This is a genomic window from Hylemonella sp. GW821-FHT12C09, assembly GCF_058807395.1.
The window spans coordinates 413,366-429,820 of the sequence record NZ_JBXAQQ010000003.1; the positions used below are offsets into that span (position 1 = coordinate 413,366).

Genomic DNA, 16,455 nt, shown 5'->3' on the forward strand with positions numbered 1-16,455 from the left:
CGTGCGCACCGAGGCTGTCACCGGCGAGGCTGCAGGCGCGACGTCGCAAGACGTCGCGCCCCTGCTGCGCATCGACGGCCTGGCCAAGCGCTTCGGCTCGCTGCAGGCGCTGGCTGATGTGTCGCTGGCGCTGATGCCGGGTGAGGTGCATTGCCTGCTGGGCGAGAACGGCGCGGGCAAGTCCACGCTGTGCAACCTCGTCTTCGGCGTGCACAGCCCCGATGCCGGGCAGATGGTGCTGGACGGTGCGCCCTACACGCCGCGCTCGCCGGCCGACGCGCTGAACCACGGCATTGCCATGGTCCACCAGCACTTCAGCCTGGTGCCGGACCTGACGGTGGTCGACAACATGCTGCTGGGCCAGTCGCGCGGCGTGCTGGACCGTAAGGCCTGCGCCGCCAGGCTGGAGACCCTGCGCGAGCGCTACGGCCTCGCGCTGGACCCCTATGCCCGCATCCAGGATCTGTCCGTGGGCGAGCGCCAGCGCGTGGAGATCGTCAAGTGCCTGGTGCGCGAGCCCCGCCTGCTGGTGCTCGACGAACCCACCGCCGTGCTGCTGCCCGCCGAGATCGAGGCCCTGCTCGCCGTGTGTGAGCGCGTGGCCGCCCAGGGTTGTGGTGTGGTGCTGGTCACGCACAAGCTGGCCGAGATCCGCCTGGTGGCCCGCCGTGCCACCGTGCTGCGCGGGGGCAGGGTGGTGGCGCGTTCCGATGCGCCGGCCCAGGAGATTGACCTGCTGGTGCGCGCCATGATCCAGCGCGACCTGCAGGCGTCCGCGAGCCCCCTGACGCCTGAGCGCGCCGTGAAGCAGGTGGTCCACGAGACCCTGCCGCCGCGCGAGATGGCGCTGCTGGCCGATGGCCTGACCGTGCGCGACGCCGACGGCGTGTTGCGCCTGGACAATTTCACGCTGATGGTGGCGCCGGGTGAGATCGTCGCCGTCGCGGGGGTGGAGGGCAATGGCCAGAGTGAACTCGGCGCCGTGCTCTCGGGCATGCTCAAGCCCAGCGAAGGGCGTTTCCATATCTTCGGCGAGGAGATGACGGGCCAGAGCCCCAAGACGCTGACGGCCGCCGGCTGCGGCGTGGTGCCCGAAGACCGCCACGCCCTGGCCTGCGTCACGGGCATGAACGTGGCCGAGAACATGATGCTGGACCGGCTGGGCCGCTTTCGCAAATACGGGCTGCTGGACCGCGAGGCCTTGAACCGCGCGGCGCGCGAGCTGATGCAGCGTTTCGACGTGCGCGCCGCCGGCCCCGAGGTGGCCTTCGGCGGCCTGTCCGGGGGCAACCAGCAGAAGGCCGTGCTGGCGCGCGAGCTCACGCTCGACCCCCTGCGTTTCCTGCTGGCCGCCCAGCCCACCCGCGGCCTGGACGTGGGTGCGGTGGAAGCCGTCTACGGCCACATCCGTGCGGTGGCGTCGCGTGGTGTCGGTGTGCTGCTGATTTCGTCGGAACTGGAAGAGTTGCTGGCCGTGGCCGACCGCATCGTCGTGCTCTACCGCGGCCGCCTCATGGGCAGCTGCAAGGCCGACCCGGCCGAGCGCCCGCGCATCGGCGCCTGGATGGCCGGGCAGGAAACACCGTCGACCGAAGCAGAGGAGGCCCCGGCATGAGCAGCGCACTTGTTCTGTGGCGCAGCCTGCGGCCCGGCCCCGCGCTGGGCATGTCGGTGGCCGCCGTGGCCCTGGCCCTGCTGATCGGCACGCTGATGGTGGCGCTCATGGGGGTGCCCGTGGGCGAGGCCGTGGGCGCTTTCGCCGACGGGGCCTGGGGCTCGCCCTATGCTCTGGCGGCCTCGATCAACCGCGCACTCGTTTTCATGCTGGTCGGCCTGGGTTTTGTGCTGGCCGAACGCGCCAACCTCACCAATGTGGGCGGTGAAGGGCAGATCGCCGTGGGCGGCATCGCCGCCACCGCCTTCGCGCTCTGGCCGCCGGTGGCCGGCCTGCCTTTCGGCCTGGCCTTCATCGTGCCCATGCTCGGCGCCTGTGTGGCGGGCGCCTTGTGGGGCGGCATCGCCGGCGTGCTCAAGGTCAAGGCCGGCACCAACGAGGTGATCGCCACGCTGCTGCTGTCCTTCATCGCGGTGTGGATGGTCTACGGCAGTGTGCAGAGCGAACAGCTGCTGCGCCGGCCCATGACGACCTCGGCCACGCTGCCCGAGTCGCTGGAGATTCCGCTGGCCACCCAGTTGCCGCTGCTGCTGGGTGATGCCTCGGTACCGCTGCACGCGGGCCTGCCCATCGGCCTGGTGTTCGCGGTGGTCGTGGCGGTGGTGCTGGGTTTCACGGTGCTGGGCCTGCGCCTGCGCGCCACGGGTTTGAACGCGAGGGCCGCACGCCGTGCCGGCATGGCCGTGGACCGGCTCACGGTGGGTGTGCTCTGTGCCGCCGGCGCGCTGGGCGGCCTGGCGGGGGCCTGCATGCTGCAGGGTGAGCAGTACACGCTGAAGGCCGGCTTCTCCTCGGGTTACGGTTTCGACGGCCTGGTCGTGGGCCTGCTGGCACGCGGCTCGGTACCCGGTGTGATCGCGGGTTCGCTGCTCTTCGGTTTCCTGCGCTCGGGCGGCATCAATATGGAAATGGTGGCGCAGGTGCCCACCGCGCTGGTGGTGGTGATCCAGGGCCTGATCATCGTGATCCTGGCCGGCGCGGCGCTCGCCATCCAGCGCATGGAGGCCCGCCGATGATCGAACCCGAACTCGCCGCCGTTTTCGTCGGCTCCAGCATCCGCCTGGCCGCGCCCCTGCTGCTGGCTGCCACGGGCGAGCTCGTGAGCGAACGCGCGGGTGTGCTCAATATGAGCGTCGAGGGCATGATGCTCACCGGCGCTTTCGCGGGCGCCGTGGGCTCATGGGCCACGGGCTCGCCCGTCATCGGCCTGGCCCTGGGCGTGTTGTGTGTGTTGCCCGTAGCCTGGCTGCAGGCTTTCCTGAGCATCACGCTGCGCGCCAACCAGATCGTCACCGGCATCGGCATCAACATCCTGGTGCTGGGCGCCACCACCCTGGGTTACCGCGCGCTCTTCGGCAGCCGCTCGCGCGCCGAGATCCCGGGCCTGGACAAGTGGGCCCCGCCGGGCCTGGCTGACATCCCGATACTGGGCGAGCATGTGTTCCACCAGACCTGGCTGCTCTACGCGGCCGTGCTGCTGGTGATCGCCGTGACCTGGGTCATGCGCTCGACTTCGCTGGGCCTGGCGCTGCACGCCGCGGGCACGGCGCCGCAGGCGGCGGCGAACTCGGGGCTCAAGGTCACACGCATCCGCTACGGCGCGGTGCTCTTCACGGGTTTCATGTCGGCGCTGGCCGGTTGTTTCCTTTCCATCGGCGACATCCACACCTTCACCGAAGGCATGACCAGCGGCGCGGGTTACCTGGCCATTGCCGCGGTGATCTTCGGCAACTGGAAGCTGGGCCGCACCCTGCTGGCCTGCGGCCTCTTTGGCGCAGCCACGGCCCTGCAGTTCCAGCTGCCGGCCATGGGCGTGCAGGTGCCCAGCGCGCTGCTCATCATGCTGCCCTATGTGCTGGCGCTGCTGGCCGTGGGCGGCCTGGTGGGTCGTCAGGTTGCCCCCGCCGCGCTGACGCGGCCCTACACCGGACACTGAAATGGACGAAGAAGAAGTACTCGCCTACGTCCGCGCCACGGCGCGCGCGCTCGAACTGCCGCTGGACGACGCCCGCGCCCGCGCCGTGGCCCTGCACCTGGGCCGCACCGCCGTGCTGGCCCAGGCGCTGGAAGCCTATGTGCTCTCGCCCGAGGTCGAGCCGGCCGAGGTCTACCGGCCTGCGCCTTTCCCGTCGCAGGAGAACGCATGAACAGCGCCGCATTGCTGCACGCCATCGCGGCGGGTGAGATCTCGGCTGCGCAAGCCTGCGAAGACGCGATCGCGCGGATCGCAGCCACCGACGACAAGGTCAACGCCTTCACCGACCGCACGGTGGCCCGCGCCCGTACCGAAGCCGCGGCCGTGGATCGGCGCCGTGCCGCTGGCGAGGTCTTGCCGCCACTGGCCGGCCTGCCCTACGCGGTGAAGAATCTCTACGACATCCAGGGCCTGACCACGCTGGCGGGCTCCAAGGTCAACCGCGGCCTGCCGCCCGCGCACGACGACGCGGTGCTGGTGCAGCGCCTGCAGGGTGCCGGTGCCGTGCTGCTGGGCGGGCTCAATATGGACGAGTACGCCTACGGCTTCACCACCGAGAACACGCACTACGGCCCCACACGCAATCCCCATGACCTGGCCCGCACCGCGGGTGGCTCCTCGGGCGGCTCGGGCGCCGCGGTGGCCGCCGGGCAGGTGCCGCTGGCCCTGTGCTCGGACACCAATGGGTCCATCCGTGTGCCGGCGTCCTTGTGCGGGGTCTGGGGGCTCAAGCCCACCTTCGGCCGCCTCACACGGCGCGGCACGTACCCCTTTGTGCACAGCATCGACCACCTCGGGCCCGTCGCCGACTGCGTGGAGACCCTGGCCCTGGCCTACGACGCCATGCAGGGGCCCGACCCGCTGGACCCCGCTTGCCATGCGCTGCGTGTGCAGCCGGCGGCGCCCACGCTGCTCGCGGGCGTCCAAGGCTTGCGTATCGGTGTGCTCGGTGGCTACTTCCATGAACACGCCGGTGAGCCGGCCCGCGCGGTCGTGGCCCAGGCCGCGCAGCTGCTGGGCGCGCGTGCGCAGGTGGAGTGGCCGGACGCGGCGCTGGGCCGCGCGGCGGCCTTCATCGTCACGGCCAGCGAAGGCGGCAGCCTGCACCTCGACGATTTGCGCCAGCGTGCGGAAGATTTCGAGCCGGTGTCGGTGGACCGTTTCATCGCCGGCGCGCTGCAGCCCGCGCACTGGTATGTGCGCGCGCAGCGTTTCCGCCGCGCCTACCGTGATCGCGTCAACGCCCTGTTCGCGGACTGGGATGTGCTGCTGTGCGCGGCCACGCCGGTCAGCGCGACGCTGCTCGGCCAGGACTTCATCGAGGTGAACGGGCAACGCCACCCCACCCGGCCCTCCATGGGCCTGCTCACGCAGCCCATTTCCTTCGCCGGCTGCCCGGTGGTGGTGGCGCCGATGTGGCCCGAGGGCACCCGGGGCCTGCCCCTGGGCGTGCAGCTGATTGCCGCGCCCTGGAAAGAAGACCTCGTGCTGCGCGCTGCCGCTGTCTTGCAGGCTGCTGGTGTGGCCGGACCCAAGGAGCCTCTGCTGTGAAGAAGATCAACGCCCAGCCCTTCGAGTTCAGCTTCGACCCCGCGCACACCGCCCTGGTCATCATCGACATGCAGCGCGACTTCATCGAACCCGGTGGTTTCGGCGAGACCCTGGGCAACGACGTGTCCCTGCTGGCGGCCATCGTGCCGGCCTGCCAGTCCGTGTTGTTGGCGTGGCGCGCCGCGGGCGGCCTGGTGGTGCACACCCGCGAGGCGCACCGGCCCGACCTGTCCGACTGCCCGCCGGCCAAACTCCAGCGCGGCAAGCCCAGCCTGCGCATCGGCGATGTCGGCCCCATGGGCCGCATCCTGGTGGCCGGCGAGCCGGGCAACCAGATCATCCCCGCGCTGGCGCCCGTGGCGGGCGAGATCGTGATCGACAAACCGGGCAAGGGCGCCTTCTACGCCACGGGCCTGCACGAGACCCTGCAGGCGCGTGGCATCACGCACCTGATCTTCATGGGCGTGACCACCGAGGTCTGCGTGCAGACCTCCATGCGCGAGGCCAATGACCGCGGCTACGACGGCCTGCTGCTGGGAGACTGCACCGAGAGTTATTTCCCGCACTTCAAGGCCGCCGCCGTGGAGATGATCCACGCGCAGGGCGCCATCGTGGGCTGGACGGCCGGCAGCGCCCAGTTTCTCGCTGCCCTGTAGAGTCAGGTCATGGTCACCACCAGCCGCCGCTCCCCCCGCCAGGCGGATGCGCCCGTCTTCCATTCGCGCGCCGAGATGGTCTACGAGCAGCTCAAGCGCGACGTGGCCGACTTCAAGCTCGTACCGGGCGACCGCTTCACCGAGAACGAACTCAGCGAGCGCCTGGGCGTCTCGCGCACGCCCGTGCGCCAGGCGCTGTTTCGCCTGCAGCAGGAAGGGTATGTCGAGGTGCTGTTCCGCAACGGCTGGCGCGTGCTGCCCTTCGACTTCGAACGCTTCGAGCAGCTCTACGACCTGCGCATGGTGCTGGAGACCACGGCCGTGCAGCGCCTGTGCACCGACGAGACCAAGATCGACCGCGCCCTGCTGGAGCAGATCACCGCGATCTGGCTGGTGCCCGTGGCCGAGCGCAGCACCGACATCCGCCAGGTCGCGCAGTGGGACGAGGACTTCCATTGCAGCCTGGTGGCTGCCGCCGGCAATGCCGAGATGACGCGCGTGCACCGCGACGTGACCGAACGCATCCGCATCATCCGCCGGCTCGATTTCACCAAACAGGCCCGCATCGACGCGACCTACGAGGAACACGCCAAGATCCTGCGCGCCATCCAGCGCAAGCGCAGCGACCCGGCGGTGATGCTGCTGCGCGCCCACATCCAGACCAGCCAGGCCGAGGTGCGCAAGATCACCCTGCACCAGGTGCATCTGGCGCGCGCCGCCTGAGAGGCCGGGTCCGGACCCGGTCCGTCCCCTGTCATCTGGCAGGCGGTCTGTCGGGCTGAAATCTCAGGACAGCACGGCCGGCTCGTCCGGCAATTCGTTCGGGTGTCCGCCGCGTTGGGGGTAGTGCTTCTTCAGGGCCTGCGCCACCGCTGCCACACCCAGCAGCGCGCCCGCGCGGTAATCGGCCTGCCCGAAGGCGGCCTCGATCTGCCGGCAGATGGCCTTCCAGGTGTCCGGGCCCTCGTGCGCGTGGATGCCGCGGTCGGCGACGATCTCCACCGCATGGTCCGCCAGCAGCACATAGATCAGCACACCGTTGTTGTGCTCGGTGTCCCAGACCCGCAGCTCGGAAAACACCTCGATGGCGCGTTCGCGCGGGCTCATGCCGCGCATCAGTTCCCAGGGTTCCAGCGCCGCCTCCACCGCAAAGCGGATCTCGCCGCCGTGCCCGCTTTCCGCGACACGGATCGCCTCGGCGATGGCCGCCATCGTTGCGCGCGGGAAGGCGCGCCGCACGCTCCAGGGCGAACTCAGCAGGTGTCGGGTCCAGCGTTGCAGCTTCATGCTTACCACCGCCCCGAGGAGCCGCCCCCGCCGAAACCGCCACCGCCGCCGCCCCTGAAACCACCGCCGCCGAAGCCGCCCCCAAAGCCGCCGCCGTGGTGGCCGCCGTTGCCCATGCCGCCGCGCAGGAAGGAGCCCCCACCCAGCAGGGTGACGACGAAGCCGATCACGGCGCCGACCAGGGCGATGAGGAGGACGCCGGACAGGAACCAGATGATCAGCCCCAGAATGCCCGCCGTCACCGCGGCACCCGGCAGGCGCCCCAGCAGCGCGCGCAAGACGCCGCCCGCCACCACGGCGATCATCAGCAGCACCGGGGCCATGCCGCCGAGGTTGAAGGACGCATCGCCCGCGCGCCCGGCGGGTGCCGGCAGCGCCTCACCGTCGATCAGCTTGATCATCTGCTCGACGCTGGCGTCGATGCCACCGTAGAAGTCGCCCTGCTTGAAGCGGGGCACGATGAGCTCGTTGATGATGCGCTGGGTGATGGCGTCGCTCAGCACGCCCTCCAGGCCGTAGCCCACCTCGATGCGCACCGTGCGGTCGTTTTTGGCCACGAGCAGGAGCACGCCGTCGTCTACCTTTTTTCGCCCGAGCTTCCACTGCTCGACGACGCGGATGGCATAGGGCTCGATGGCCTCGGGCTGGGTCGTGGGTACGATCAGCACCGCCAGCTGGCTGCCCTTGCGCTCGTCGAAGGCCCGCAGCCGGCGCTCCAGGCCGGCCCGCTGCTCGGGCGTCAGCGTCGCGGTGAGGTCGGTCACCAGGGCCTGCAGCGGGGGCACGGCAACCAGCTCATCGGTCGCGTGCGCCGTCCCCCAGGGGACGGCCATCAGCCACAGCAGGCCAAGCAGCGCCCCGGCCCAACGCCGTAGCCGCAGGCCGGGCGCGGCAGGGTTCAACGTGCGGCCTCGGGCTGCTTGGCCGGGCCACCAAAATCCACCTTCGGCGGCGTGGCCAGTTCTTTTTCGTCGGCGACCGTGAAGCTGGGCTTGACCGAATAGCCGAAGACCATGGCCGTCAGGTTGGTGGGGAAGCTGCGCACCGCCACGTTGTACTCCTGCACGGCCTTGATGTAGCGGTTACGGGCCACCGTGATGCGGTTCTCGGTGCCCTCCAGCTGGGCCCGCAGTTCCTGGAAGCCCTGGTTGGCCTTGAGCTGCGGGTAGTTTTCGCTGACCACCAGCAGGCGGCTCAGCGCGCCGGAGAGGGAGTTCTGTGCGGCCTGGAACTTCTGGAAGGCCTCGGGGTTGTTGACCAGCTCCGGCGTGGCCTGGATGCTGGTGGCCCGGGCGCGGGCTTCTACCACCTTGGTCAGGGTTTCCTGCTCGAAGTTGGCCTCGCCCTTGACGGTGTTGACGATATTGGGGATCAGGTCGGCCCGCCGCTGGTACTGGTTCAGCACCTCGGCCCAGCTGGCCTTGATCTGCTCGTCGGTGGTCTGGAAGGTGTTGTAGCCGCAGCCCGAGAGGCTGAACACGGCCAGGGTCAAGAGCAAGCCTAGCAATTTGCGCATGTCGATTTCTCCGGTGAATCCATCCATGCTAGGACCTTGCCGCGGAGGTGTCCAGTCCAACCTCGCCGATCGGGGGCTCCGGCGGCTAACGCACGATCGCCACGTAGGCGCGCAGCACGAGTGACGTCAGCTTCAGCGGCGCGTTCTTCAGCCAGTTCGGCACCCAGGCCGGCGCGTTCATGGCAAGGCGGGTGGCCCAGCGGATCACGGGGCGCAGCCAGCCGGGGGTGGGGATGACGCGTTGTGGGGGCTTCATGGGGTGTCTGTCGGGTTCGATGTGCCGTCAGGCAGCCAGAGGGGCGGCCGAGCCGCCCAGGGCTGCCCGCTTGCGGTCCACGTGGTAGGCGGTCAGCACCTGGCTGGCCACCAGGTCCAGCGCGGGCCGGGTGTTGCCCTGCTTGTCGGTCCAGACCTTCGGCGTCAGCGCGCCGGACAGCGCCAGCGCATCGCCCTCGTCCAGCGCCAGCAGGGCCGCGCAGGCTTCGGCCGCAAAGGCAATCACATTGACGATCAGGGCTTCGCCTTCGCCGGGCGTGGCTTTCACCTTGGCGAGCACGAAGGAGGTGTCGTTCTTGCCCTGGCGTTGTTCCGCCAGGCCGACGAGGGTGCCGGTGATGAGGCCTTCGATCATGGGGTTTCCGGGAGTGGTGGGGGGATTGTCACTGATCGAACAGCCCTCAAGACATCGTGAAGATGTCTCGAAATTTGCACATTTGGAAAAGAGTTGCATTCCTGCCCCGTGCGCGTTCGACGTAACATGAAGACCATCTCGTTCCATAAGGACCCCCATGCCCAATCTGGCAACGCTGCTGAAATCGGAAATCTCGCGCATCGCGCGCAAAGAGGTTCGCGCAGAGACCCAGGCTTTCAAGAAGGCCTCGGCCCAGTACCGTTCTGACATCGCGGCACTCAAGAGGCGAATCGCCGGCTTGGAGTCAACGCTCAAGAAGCTGGACAAAACCAGCCCACGCAAGCGGAAGACCGCCGAGGAGCCGGCGCAGTTGCCCTTGCGCTTCCGCGTTGATGGTTTTGCCACCCTGCGCAAGAAGCTCGGTCTTTCGGCGGCGGAGATGGCCAGGCTGCTGGGCGTTTCTGCCCAGTCCGTCTACCACTGGGAAAGCGGCAAATCCAAACCGCGGGCAGGCCAGCTGGCCGCCATTGCGCAAGTACGCAAGCTGGGCAAACGTGAAGCTGCCGCGCGCCTGGCGCAGCAGAAGTGAGCTTGCGCCCCCTTCCTGAGCAAGTTCTTTCTGATCAGGTAAGGGCGCTTGAGGGGGCGTTGTCGGCCAGAAGCGGACATTCAACAGGCCTCCACTAGGGTTATCCTTTGGGTTCCATGTTCGATGTCTAATCTAATACCGATGGACCTTGATTCGATAGTCTCAGCTGTTAAAGGCCTAGAGCCACCTCAGTCCGACGTACTGCTGTTCAAGTTCAGAGACATTGACTCAATACTGGACCAGGTTCTTCTGGACCAGAGGATCTACTTCAGCCCGCCAGACAAGCTGAATGATCCATTTGACTGTCAGCATGACCTGCTGGGATCTATTCGACGTGCTATCGCTCGTAAGGACGCACAGCGTCCGGACCTTCTTGAAGCATTGTTGGTTCAAAAAGAAATGCTTCTAGAGATTGAGCGAGCGGCTGCGGCTTCCGGTGTATGCGCATTCTCAACGAGTCTGACAAATCCGTTGCTCTGGTCGCACTACGCGGCTGGCGGGCAGGGATGCTGTGTCATCTTTCGGTTTCCACAGCAGTTCTTTTGCACGATTCCAGATATTCTTGGACTAGAGGATGTCGCTTACGACAACTCTGGACTAAGCCGCTGGCTATGGATGGATGCCCACCGCTACATTTCTGACGAGTCGACGAATCCCTACGATTTCAAGCGCTTCTTCGTGAAGCTGAATGCTAGATTGCTGGCGACCAAGGGCAAGAGCTGGAGCTACGAAGCGGAAACACGCATCATTCGCAGCACGTCAGGTCCATTAACGATTGATCCCAAGTTCGTTGCCGGTGTGTGCTTCGGAATGAAAACGTCGGAGAGAAACATTCAGGTCGTGATTCGGAGAGCGCATCAGGGCGGCCTGAGCTGCAGCTATTTCCAGATAGTCAAAGACGAAACTGATTTCGGACTTGCCGTAAGAAAGTTGGATGGCGTAGGACACCAAGACTCCGATCTGGAGCAGCGTATTCCTATTGCCGGCATATTGCCACAACGCTTCGCATTCCATGAACTCATAAAGCGGGATATGGCTCGGGAGTATCTGATCCAATAAGCTTGGTGGGTTCGCAATTTCTGACTGACAGTCCGCTTTGGGTCGTAAAGAGTCGTTGACCACGGCCCGCTGACCGACCCGCCCAGCCCGATTGACCCCATACGCCGTCCGGCGTATTCCCGCTTCCCCCTTCCATCCCTAGAGTGACTTCATCGCCGTCCCCGGGCCGTTTCCCGGCCGGGCGCAGCGAGACGGTTTTGTTCAACCACCCGGAGTCACCCACATGCAACGTCGATTTACCCTCAAGGCGCTGGCAGCTGCCACCGCCGTCTCCACCCTGGGCCTGGCCTCCATGGCCGCCCATGCTGCCGACACCATCAAGGTGGGCGTGCTGCACAGCCTGTCGGGCACCATGGCCATTTCCGAGACGGTTCTGAAAGACACCGTGCTCATGGCCATCGAAGAGATCAACGCCAAGGGCGGCGTGCTGGGCAAGAAGCTCGAGCCCGTGGTGGTGGACCCGGCCTCCAACTGGCCGCTGTTTGCCGAGAAGACCAAACAGCTGCTGGGCCAGGACAAGGTCTCGGTGATCTTCGGCTGCTGGACCTCCGTCTCGCGCAAGTCGGTGCTGCCGGTCGTGGAAGAGATGAACGGCCTGCTGTTCTACCCCGTGCAGTACGAGGGTGAAGAGCTGTCCAAGAACGTGTTCTACACGGGTGCCGCGCCCAACCAGCAGGCCATCCCCGCGGTGGACTACCTGATGAGCAAGGACGGCGGCGCCGCCAAGCGCTGGGTGCTGCTGGGCACCGACTATGTGTACCCCCGCACCACCAACAAGATCCTGCGCGCCTACCTCAAGAGCAAGGGCGTGAAGGACAGCGACATCGACGAGAAGTACACCCCCTTCGGTCACAGCGACTACCAGACCATCGTGGCCGATATCAAGAAGTTCTCGGCTGGCGGCAAGACGGCGGTGGTCTCCACCATCAACGGCGATTCCAACGTGCCTTTCTACAAGGAACTGGGCAACGCTGGCCTGAAGGCCAAGGACGTGCCGGTGGTGGCCTTCTCCGTGGGTGAGGAAGAGTTGCGCGGTGTGGACACCAAGCCTCTGGTGGGCCACCTGGCCGCCTGGAACTACTTCATGTCCATCAAGAACAAGGACAACGACGCTTTCGTGAAGAAGTGGGCCGCCTACGCCAAGGCCAAGAACATCGCCGGCCACAAGGACAAGCCGCTGACCAACGACCCGATGGAAGCCACCTACATCGGTATCTATATGTGGAAGCAGGCCGTCGAGAAGGCCAAGAGCACCGATGTGGACAAGGTCATCGCCGCCATGGCCGGCCAGACCTTCAAGGCGCCCTCGGGCATCGTGAGCAAGATGGACGAGAAGAACCACCACCTGCACAAGAGCGTGTTCATCGGCGAGATCAAGGCCGACGGCCAGTTCAACGTGGTGTGGAAGACCCCGGGCCCGGTCAAGGCCAAGCCCTGGTCTCCCTACATCGAAGGGAACGACAAGAAGCCTGACGAGCCGGTGAAGAAGTAAGGGCTGTTCACCCCCTCTCCCTTTGGGAGAGGGCAGGGGTGAGGGCCGGCGTGGCGAGAGCCCTCACCCTGCCCCTCTCCCAGGGGGAGAGGGAATATTTCCGGCCGAGTACCTTGTATGCCGATTCGACACCTATTCTTCCTCGTCACACTTTTCTTTCTGGCCGCACACGCCCAGGCCCTGACGCCCGCAGAGGCGCAGGCCATCGTCATCGGCGAGACCGATGGTCGTATCACGGCCCTGCAGCAGGCCGTGCTGAAGCCCGACGAGCGCAAGGCTGCGCTGCTGCAGGCCCTGGCCGATGACGCCGTCAAGGTGGCGGGCGGTAAGGTCTACATCGTGCGTGACGACAAGGCGACCGACCCGGCCACGGGCGAGGCGCTGGCCCTGCCCGAGGATGCCGAGGACGTGATCAACAACAACCGCATGCGCGGCGAGATCGATACCGCGCTGGCGGTGCTCAAGCTGTTCAGCCCGGACGCCAAGCAGCGCGGGGACGCCGCGCGCGCCATGCTCAAGGAACCCGATGCCGGGCGCCTGCCGCTGCTGGACAAGGCCCTGGCCGGTGAGACCGACGAACGCGTCAAGGCGGTGCTGGCGCTGGCGCGCGCCGCCGTGCTGCTGGCCAGCGAGGACAAGAGCCAGCGGCTTGTGGCCGCCGGTGCCCTGGCCCAGAGCCGCACACCGGACACCAAGCTGTTGCTCAACCAGCGCCTGTCGGTGGAGAGCGATGCCGAGGTCAAGGCACAACTGCAGTCCGCCATCCGCCAGATCGACGACAGCCTGCGCTGGGGCGAGCGCCTGGGCGCCATGTTCACGGGCCTGAGCCTGGGCAGCATCCTGCTGCTGGCCGCGCTGGGCCTGGCCATCACCTACGGGCTGATGGGTGTCATCAATATGGCGCACGGCGAGCTCATGATGATCGGCGCCTACGCCACCTGGCTGGTGCAGGGCCTGTTCCAGAAATACCTGCCGGGCGCGTTTGACTGGTACCTGGTGGCCGCGGTGCCCGTGGCCTTTCTGGCCTCGGCGCTGGTGGGCGCGGCGCTGGAGCGCGGTGTGATCCGTTTCCTCTACGGCCGCCCGCTGGAAACGCTGCTGGCCACCTGGGGCATCAGCCTGGTGCTGATGCAGGGCGTGCGTTCGCTCTTCGGCGCGCAGAACGTGGCCGTGGAGAACCCGGCCTGGATGAGCGGGGGCTGGCAGCTGCTGTCCAACCTCACGCTGCCTTACAACCGCCTGGTCATCATCGCCTTCGCCTTGGCCGTGCTGGCCGGCATGGCCCTGCTGATCGGCCGCACGCGCCTGGGCCTGTTCGTGCGCGGGGTCACGCAGAACCGGCCCATTGCGTCGTGCATGGGCGTGAACACGGCGCGTATCGACACCTATGCCTTCTCCCTGGGCTCGGGCATCGCCGGCCTGGCCGGTTGCGCGCTGAGCCAGGTGGGCAATGTGGGCCCGGACCTGGGCCAGAACTACATCGTCGATTCCTTCATGGTGGTGGTGCTGGGCGGCGTGGGCCAATTGGCCGGCACCGTTTACGCCGCGCTGGGCCTGGGCGTGCTCAACAAGTTCCTCGAAGGCTGGACGGGGGCCGTGCTGGCCAAGATCACCGTGCTGGTCTTCATCATCATCTTCATCCAGAAACGTCCGCAGGGCATCTTTGCCATGAAGGGCCGTGAAATATGAGTACCCCCAGGCTTCGCTCCCTTCGTTCGCTGCGCCACCCCCCTTGCAGGGGGCGCTCCCAGCAGCCCGGCAAAGCCGGTTCTGCGGGAGCCTGCGGCTTGGCATGTGCGTGCCAGCTTGCGTGCGGAAAGTAGAACAATATGTCGACGAACATCTCTCTACCGTCACGCGCGCCGCTGCTCACCCGCACAGGCTGGAGCGCCTTTCTCATTGCGCTGCTGCTGATCTGCGCGCTGGCGCCCTTGCTCAACCTGGTCGTGCCGGCGGGCAGCGTCTTCCACCTGAGCGACTACGCCGTGGCCCTGCTGGGCCGCATCATGTGTTACGCCATCTGCGCCCTGGCCATGGACCTGATCTGGGGTTACACCGGCATCCTCTCGCTGGGCCACGGCCTGTTCTTTGCGCTCGGTGGTTATGTCATGGGCATGTACTTGATGCGCCAGATCGGCCGCGACGGCAACTACAAAAGCGATCTGCCCGACTTCATGGTCTTCCTGGACTGGAAGGAGCTGCCCTGGCACTGGGCGCTGAGCGACAGCTTCATCGCCACGCTGCTCCTCATCGTGCTGGTGCCGGGCCTGGTGGCCTTTGTGTTCGGCTACTTCGCCTTCCGCTCGCGCATCAAGGGTGTGTACTTCTCCATCATCACCCAGGCCATGACCTTCGCGGCCATGCTGCTCTTCTTCCGCAACGAGACGGGTTTCGGCGGCAACAACGGCTTCACCGACTTCAAGCGCATTCTCGGTTTGCCGATTGCCACGCAGAACATGCGCATGTTTCTCTTCGTGCTCACCGGCCTCACGCTGCTGGCCTTTTTCCTGCTGGCGCGCTGGCTGGTGCGCGCCAAGTTCGGCCGGGTGCTGCAGGCCATCCGCGATGCCGAGAGCCGGGTGATGTTCTCGGGCTACAACCCGCTGGGCTACAAGCTCGCGATCTGGACGCTGTCGGCCGTGATGTGCGGCATTGCCGGTGCGCTCTACGTGCCGCAGGTGGGCATCATCAACCCGGGCGAGATGAGCCCGGCCAATTCCATCGAGATCGCCATCTGGGCGGCCGTGGGCGGGCGCGGCACGCTCATCGGCCCCATCGTCGGCGCCTTTGTGGTCAGCGGCGCCAAGAGCTGGCTCACCGTGGCGGCGCCCGAGTTCTGGCTGTATTTCCTGGGCGGCCTGTTCATCGTGGTCACGCTGTTCCTGCCCGATGGGGTGGTGGGGCTGGTGAAGAAACTCAAGGGCATGCGGGAGAAGAAGTCATGAGCGACGCCGGGCCGTCCCAAGGCGCGAGGGCCCCCTCGGGGGGCAGCGCAACACACGCAGTGGTAAGCGTGGGGGCACTGATATGACACCCGACCTGCTCGAACAGGGGGCGCAGCGTTATCAACAGCGCCTGGCCGCACTCGACGCCGCCCGCCTGCAAACCGCCGCCGGCGGCCAGGCCGCGAGCTACGGCCGCGTGCAGGTGGCGGGCGAGGTGGACGTCACACACGGCCGCATCCTCTACCTGGAGGATGTGAGCGTGAGCTTCGACGGCTTCAAGGCCATCAACAAGCTCAGCCTGGACATCGCGCCGGGTGAGCTGCGCTGCATCATCGGCCCCAACGGCGCGGGCAAGACCACGATGATGGACATCATCACCGGCAAGACCCGGCCCGACGAGGGCACGGTGTTCTTCGGCTCCACCATCGACCTGCTGCGCCACAGCGAGGCCGAGATCGCCCAGCTGGGCATCGGCCGCAAGTTCCAAAAGCCCACGGTGTTCGAGCACCTGAGCGTCTTCGAGAACCTGGAACTCGCGCTCAAGACCGACAAGGGCGTGAAGTCCTCCATGTTCTTCCGCCTGGACTCCGGCCAGTCCGACCGCCTGGCCGAGGTGCTGCACACCATCCATCTGGCCGGCAGCGTGACGCGCCAGGCTGGTTTCCTGAGCCACGGCCAGAAGCAGTGGCTGGAGATCGGCATGTTGCTCATGCAGGACCCGAAGTTGCTGCTGCTCGACGAGCCCGTGGCCGGCATGACCGACGAGGAGACGGCGCGCACGGCGGAACTGTTCCTGTCGCTCAAGGGCAAGCATTCGCTGATGGTGGTCGAGCACGACATGAGTTTCATCAAGGCGATCTCGGAGATCGTGACCGTTTTGTGTGACGGGTCTGTTCTTGCTCAGGGGACGCTGGAGGAGGTTCAGGCGGATGAGCGGGTGATTGAGGTTTATCTGGGGAGATGACGGTGTTGTCTCTTCCCTTTTCATCTGTTCCTGGTCTGCGTGGCAAGCCGGGTCTCGCCCCGGCGGGCGACTCACTTTCTCTTGCTTCGCCAAGAGAAAGTAAGCAAAGAGAAGG

The 16,455-nt window shown here is 66.6% G+C and carries 18 protein-coding genes; 13 read left to right on the forward strand and 5 right to left on the reverse strand.

Annotation, left to right across the window (positions count from 1 at the left end):
* Position 1: 1 nt before the first annotated feature.
* From AC1RRP_RS07855 to AC1RRP_RS07885, 7 genes are read left to right on the forward strand one after another with little or no spacing between them, the layout of a single operon-like run.
* Entirely contained in the window at positions 2 to 1,615 is a 1,614-nt protein-coding gene (locus AC1RRP_RS07855) for an ABC transporter ATP-binding protein (RefSeq protein ID WP_493034846.1), read from the forward strand.
* Positions 1,612 to 2,691: an ABC transporter permease gene (locus AC1RRP_RS07860; protein WP_493034848.1), complete on the forward strand. Its 1,080-nt coding sequence runs from the start codon at positions 1,612 to 1,614 to the stop codon at positions 2,689 to 2,691. The genes AC1RRP_RS07855 and AC1RRP_RS07860 overlap by 4 nt, the downstream gene beginning before the upstream one ends.
* On the forward strand, positions 2,688 to 3,611 hold the full coding sequence (locus tag AC1RRP_RS07865) for an ABC transporter permease (protein ID WP_493034849.1): 924 nt from the start codon (positions 2,688 to 2,690) through the stop codon (positions 3,609 to 3,611). Before AC1RRP_RS07860 ends, AC1RRP_RS07865 begins: the two co-directional genes overlap by 4 nt.
* A 1-nt stretch (position 3,612) precedes the next feature.
* Entirely contained in the window at positions 3,613 to 3,822 is a 210-nt protein-coding gene (locus AC1RRP_RS07870) for a DUF4089 domain-containing protein (protein ID WP_493034852.1), read from the forward strand.
* Positions 3,819 to 5,201 carry an AtzE family amidohydrolase gene (locus AC1RRP_RS07875; protein ID WP_493034853.1) on the forward strand — a complete coding sequence of 461 codons (1,383 nt, stop codon included), beginning with the start codon at positions 3,819 to 3,821 and terminating at the stop codon, positions 5,199 to 5,201. Before AC1RRP_RS07870 ends, AC1RRP_RS07875 begins: the two co-directional genes overlap by 4 nt.
* Positions 5,198 to 5,857, forward strand: a complete 660-nt coding sequence (locus AC1RRP_RS07880) for a cysteine hydrolase family protein (RefSeq protein ID WP_493034854.1) — start codon at positions 5,198 to 5,200, stop codon at positions 5,855 to 5,857. Before AC1RRP_RS07875 ends, AC1RRP_RS07880 begins: the two co-directional genes overlap by 4 nt.
* Before the next feature lie 9 nt (positions 5,858 to 5,866).
* Complete coding sequence (locus AC1RRP_RS07885) at positions 5,867 to 6,580, forward strand: GntR family transcriptional regulator (protein WP_493034856.1); 714 nt, start codon at positions 5,867 to 5,869, stop codon at positions 6,578 to 6,580.
* Between the two features lie 63 nt (positions 6,581 to 6,643).
* On the opposite strand, the gene AC1RRP_RS07890 is transcribed toward AC1RRP_RS07885, so the two are convergent.
* The 5 genes from AC1RRP_RS07890 to AC1RRP_RS07910 form a co-directional block, all read right to left on the reverse strand.
* Positions 6,644 to 7,144 (reverse strand): TPM domain-containing protein, encoded by a 501-nt coding sequence (locus tag AC1RRP_RS07890; RefSeq protein ID WP_493034857.1) that lies wholly within the window; start codon positions 7,142 to 7,144, stop codon positions 6,644 to 6,646.
* Positions 7,145 to 7,146: 2 nt separating this feature from the next.
* Positions 7,147 to 7,977, reverse strand: a complete 831-nt coding sequence (locus AC1RRP_RS07895; protein ID WP_493034859.1) for a TPM domain-containing protein — start codon at positions 7,975 to 7,977, stop codon at positions 7,147 to 7,149.
* A gap of 65 nt (positions 7,978 to 8,042) precedes the next feature.
* Complete coding sequence (locus AC1RRP_RS07900) at positions 8,043 to 8,660, reverse strand: LemA family protein (protein WP_493034861.1); 618 nt, start codon at positions 8,658 to 8,660, stop codon at positions 8,043 to 8,045.
* A gap of 85 nt (positions 8,661 to 8,745) precedes the next feature.
* Positions 8,746 to 8,916, reverse strand: coding sequence for a hypothetical protein (locus tag AC1RRP_RS07905; RefSeq protein WP_493034863.1), 171 nt, complete (start codon positions 8,914 to 8,916; stop codon positions 8,746 to 8,748).
* Between the two features lie 27 nt (positions 8,917 to 8,943).
* Positions 8,944 to 9,291: a single-stranded DNA-binding protein gene (locus AC1RRP_RS07910; RefSeq protein WP_493034865.1), complete on the reverse strand. Its 348-nt coding sequence runs from the start codon at positions 9,289 to 9,291 to the stop codon at positions 8,944 to 8,946.
* Between the two features lie 157 nt (positions 9,292 to 9,448).
* On the opposite strand from AC1RRP_RS07910, the gene AC1RRP_RS07915 reads away from it, so the two are divergent.
* The 6 genes from AC1RRP_RS07915 (at position 9,449) to urtD (ending at position 16,340) form a co-directional block, all read left to right on the forward strand.
* On the forward strand, positions 9,449 to 9,880 hold the full coding sequence (locus tag AC1RRP_RS07915; RefSeq protein WP_493034868.1) for a helix-turn-helix domain-containing protein: 432 nt from the start codon (positions 9,449 to 9,451) through the stop codon (positions 9,878 to 9,880).
* Between the two features lie 141 nt (positions 9,881 to 10,021).
* Positions 10,022 to 10,939 carry a DUF2971 domain-containing protein gene (locus AC1RRP_RS07920; protein ID WP_493034870.1) on the forward strand — a complete coding sequence of 306 codons (918 nt, stop codon included), beginning with the start codon at positions 10,022 to 10,024 and terminating at the stop codon, positions 10,937 to 10,939.
* Between the two features lie 223 nt (positions 10,940 to 11,162).
* Positions 11,163 to 12,431, forward strand: coding sequence for an urea ABC transporter substrate-binding protein (gene urtA, locus AC1RRP_RS07925; protein ID WP_493034872.1), 1,269 nt, complete (start codon positions 11,163 to 11,165; stop codon positions 12,429 to 12,431).
* Between the two features lie 117 nt (positions 12,432 to 12,548).
* Positions 12,549 to 14,120 carry an urea ABC transporter permease subunit UrtB gene (gene urtB, locus AC1RRP_RS07930; RefSeq protein WP_493034874.1) on the forward strand — a complete coding sequence of 524 codons (1,572 nt, stop codon included), beginning with the start codon at positions 12,549 to 12,551 and terminating at the stop codon, positions 14,118 to 14,120.
* 140 nt (positions 14,121 to 14,260) lie between these two features.
* Entirely contained in the window at positions 14,261 to 15,376 is a 1,116-nt protein-coding gene (urtC, locus tag AC1RRP_RS07935) for an urea ABC transporter permease subunit UrtC (protein WP_493034876.1), read from the forward strand.
* 82 nt (positions 15,377 to 15,458) lie between these two features.
* Positions 15,459 to 16,340, forward strand: a complete 882-nt coding sequence (gene urtD / locus AC1RRP_RS07940; RefSeq protein WP_493034878.1) for an urea ABC transporter ATP-binding protein UrtD — start codon at positions 15,459 to 15,461, stop codon at positions 16,338 to 16,340.
* The last annotated feature ends 115 nt before the right edge of the window (positions 16,341 to 16,455 follow it).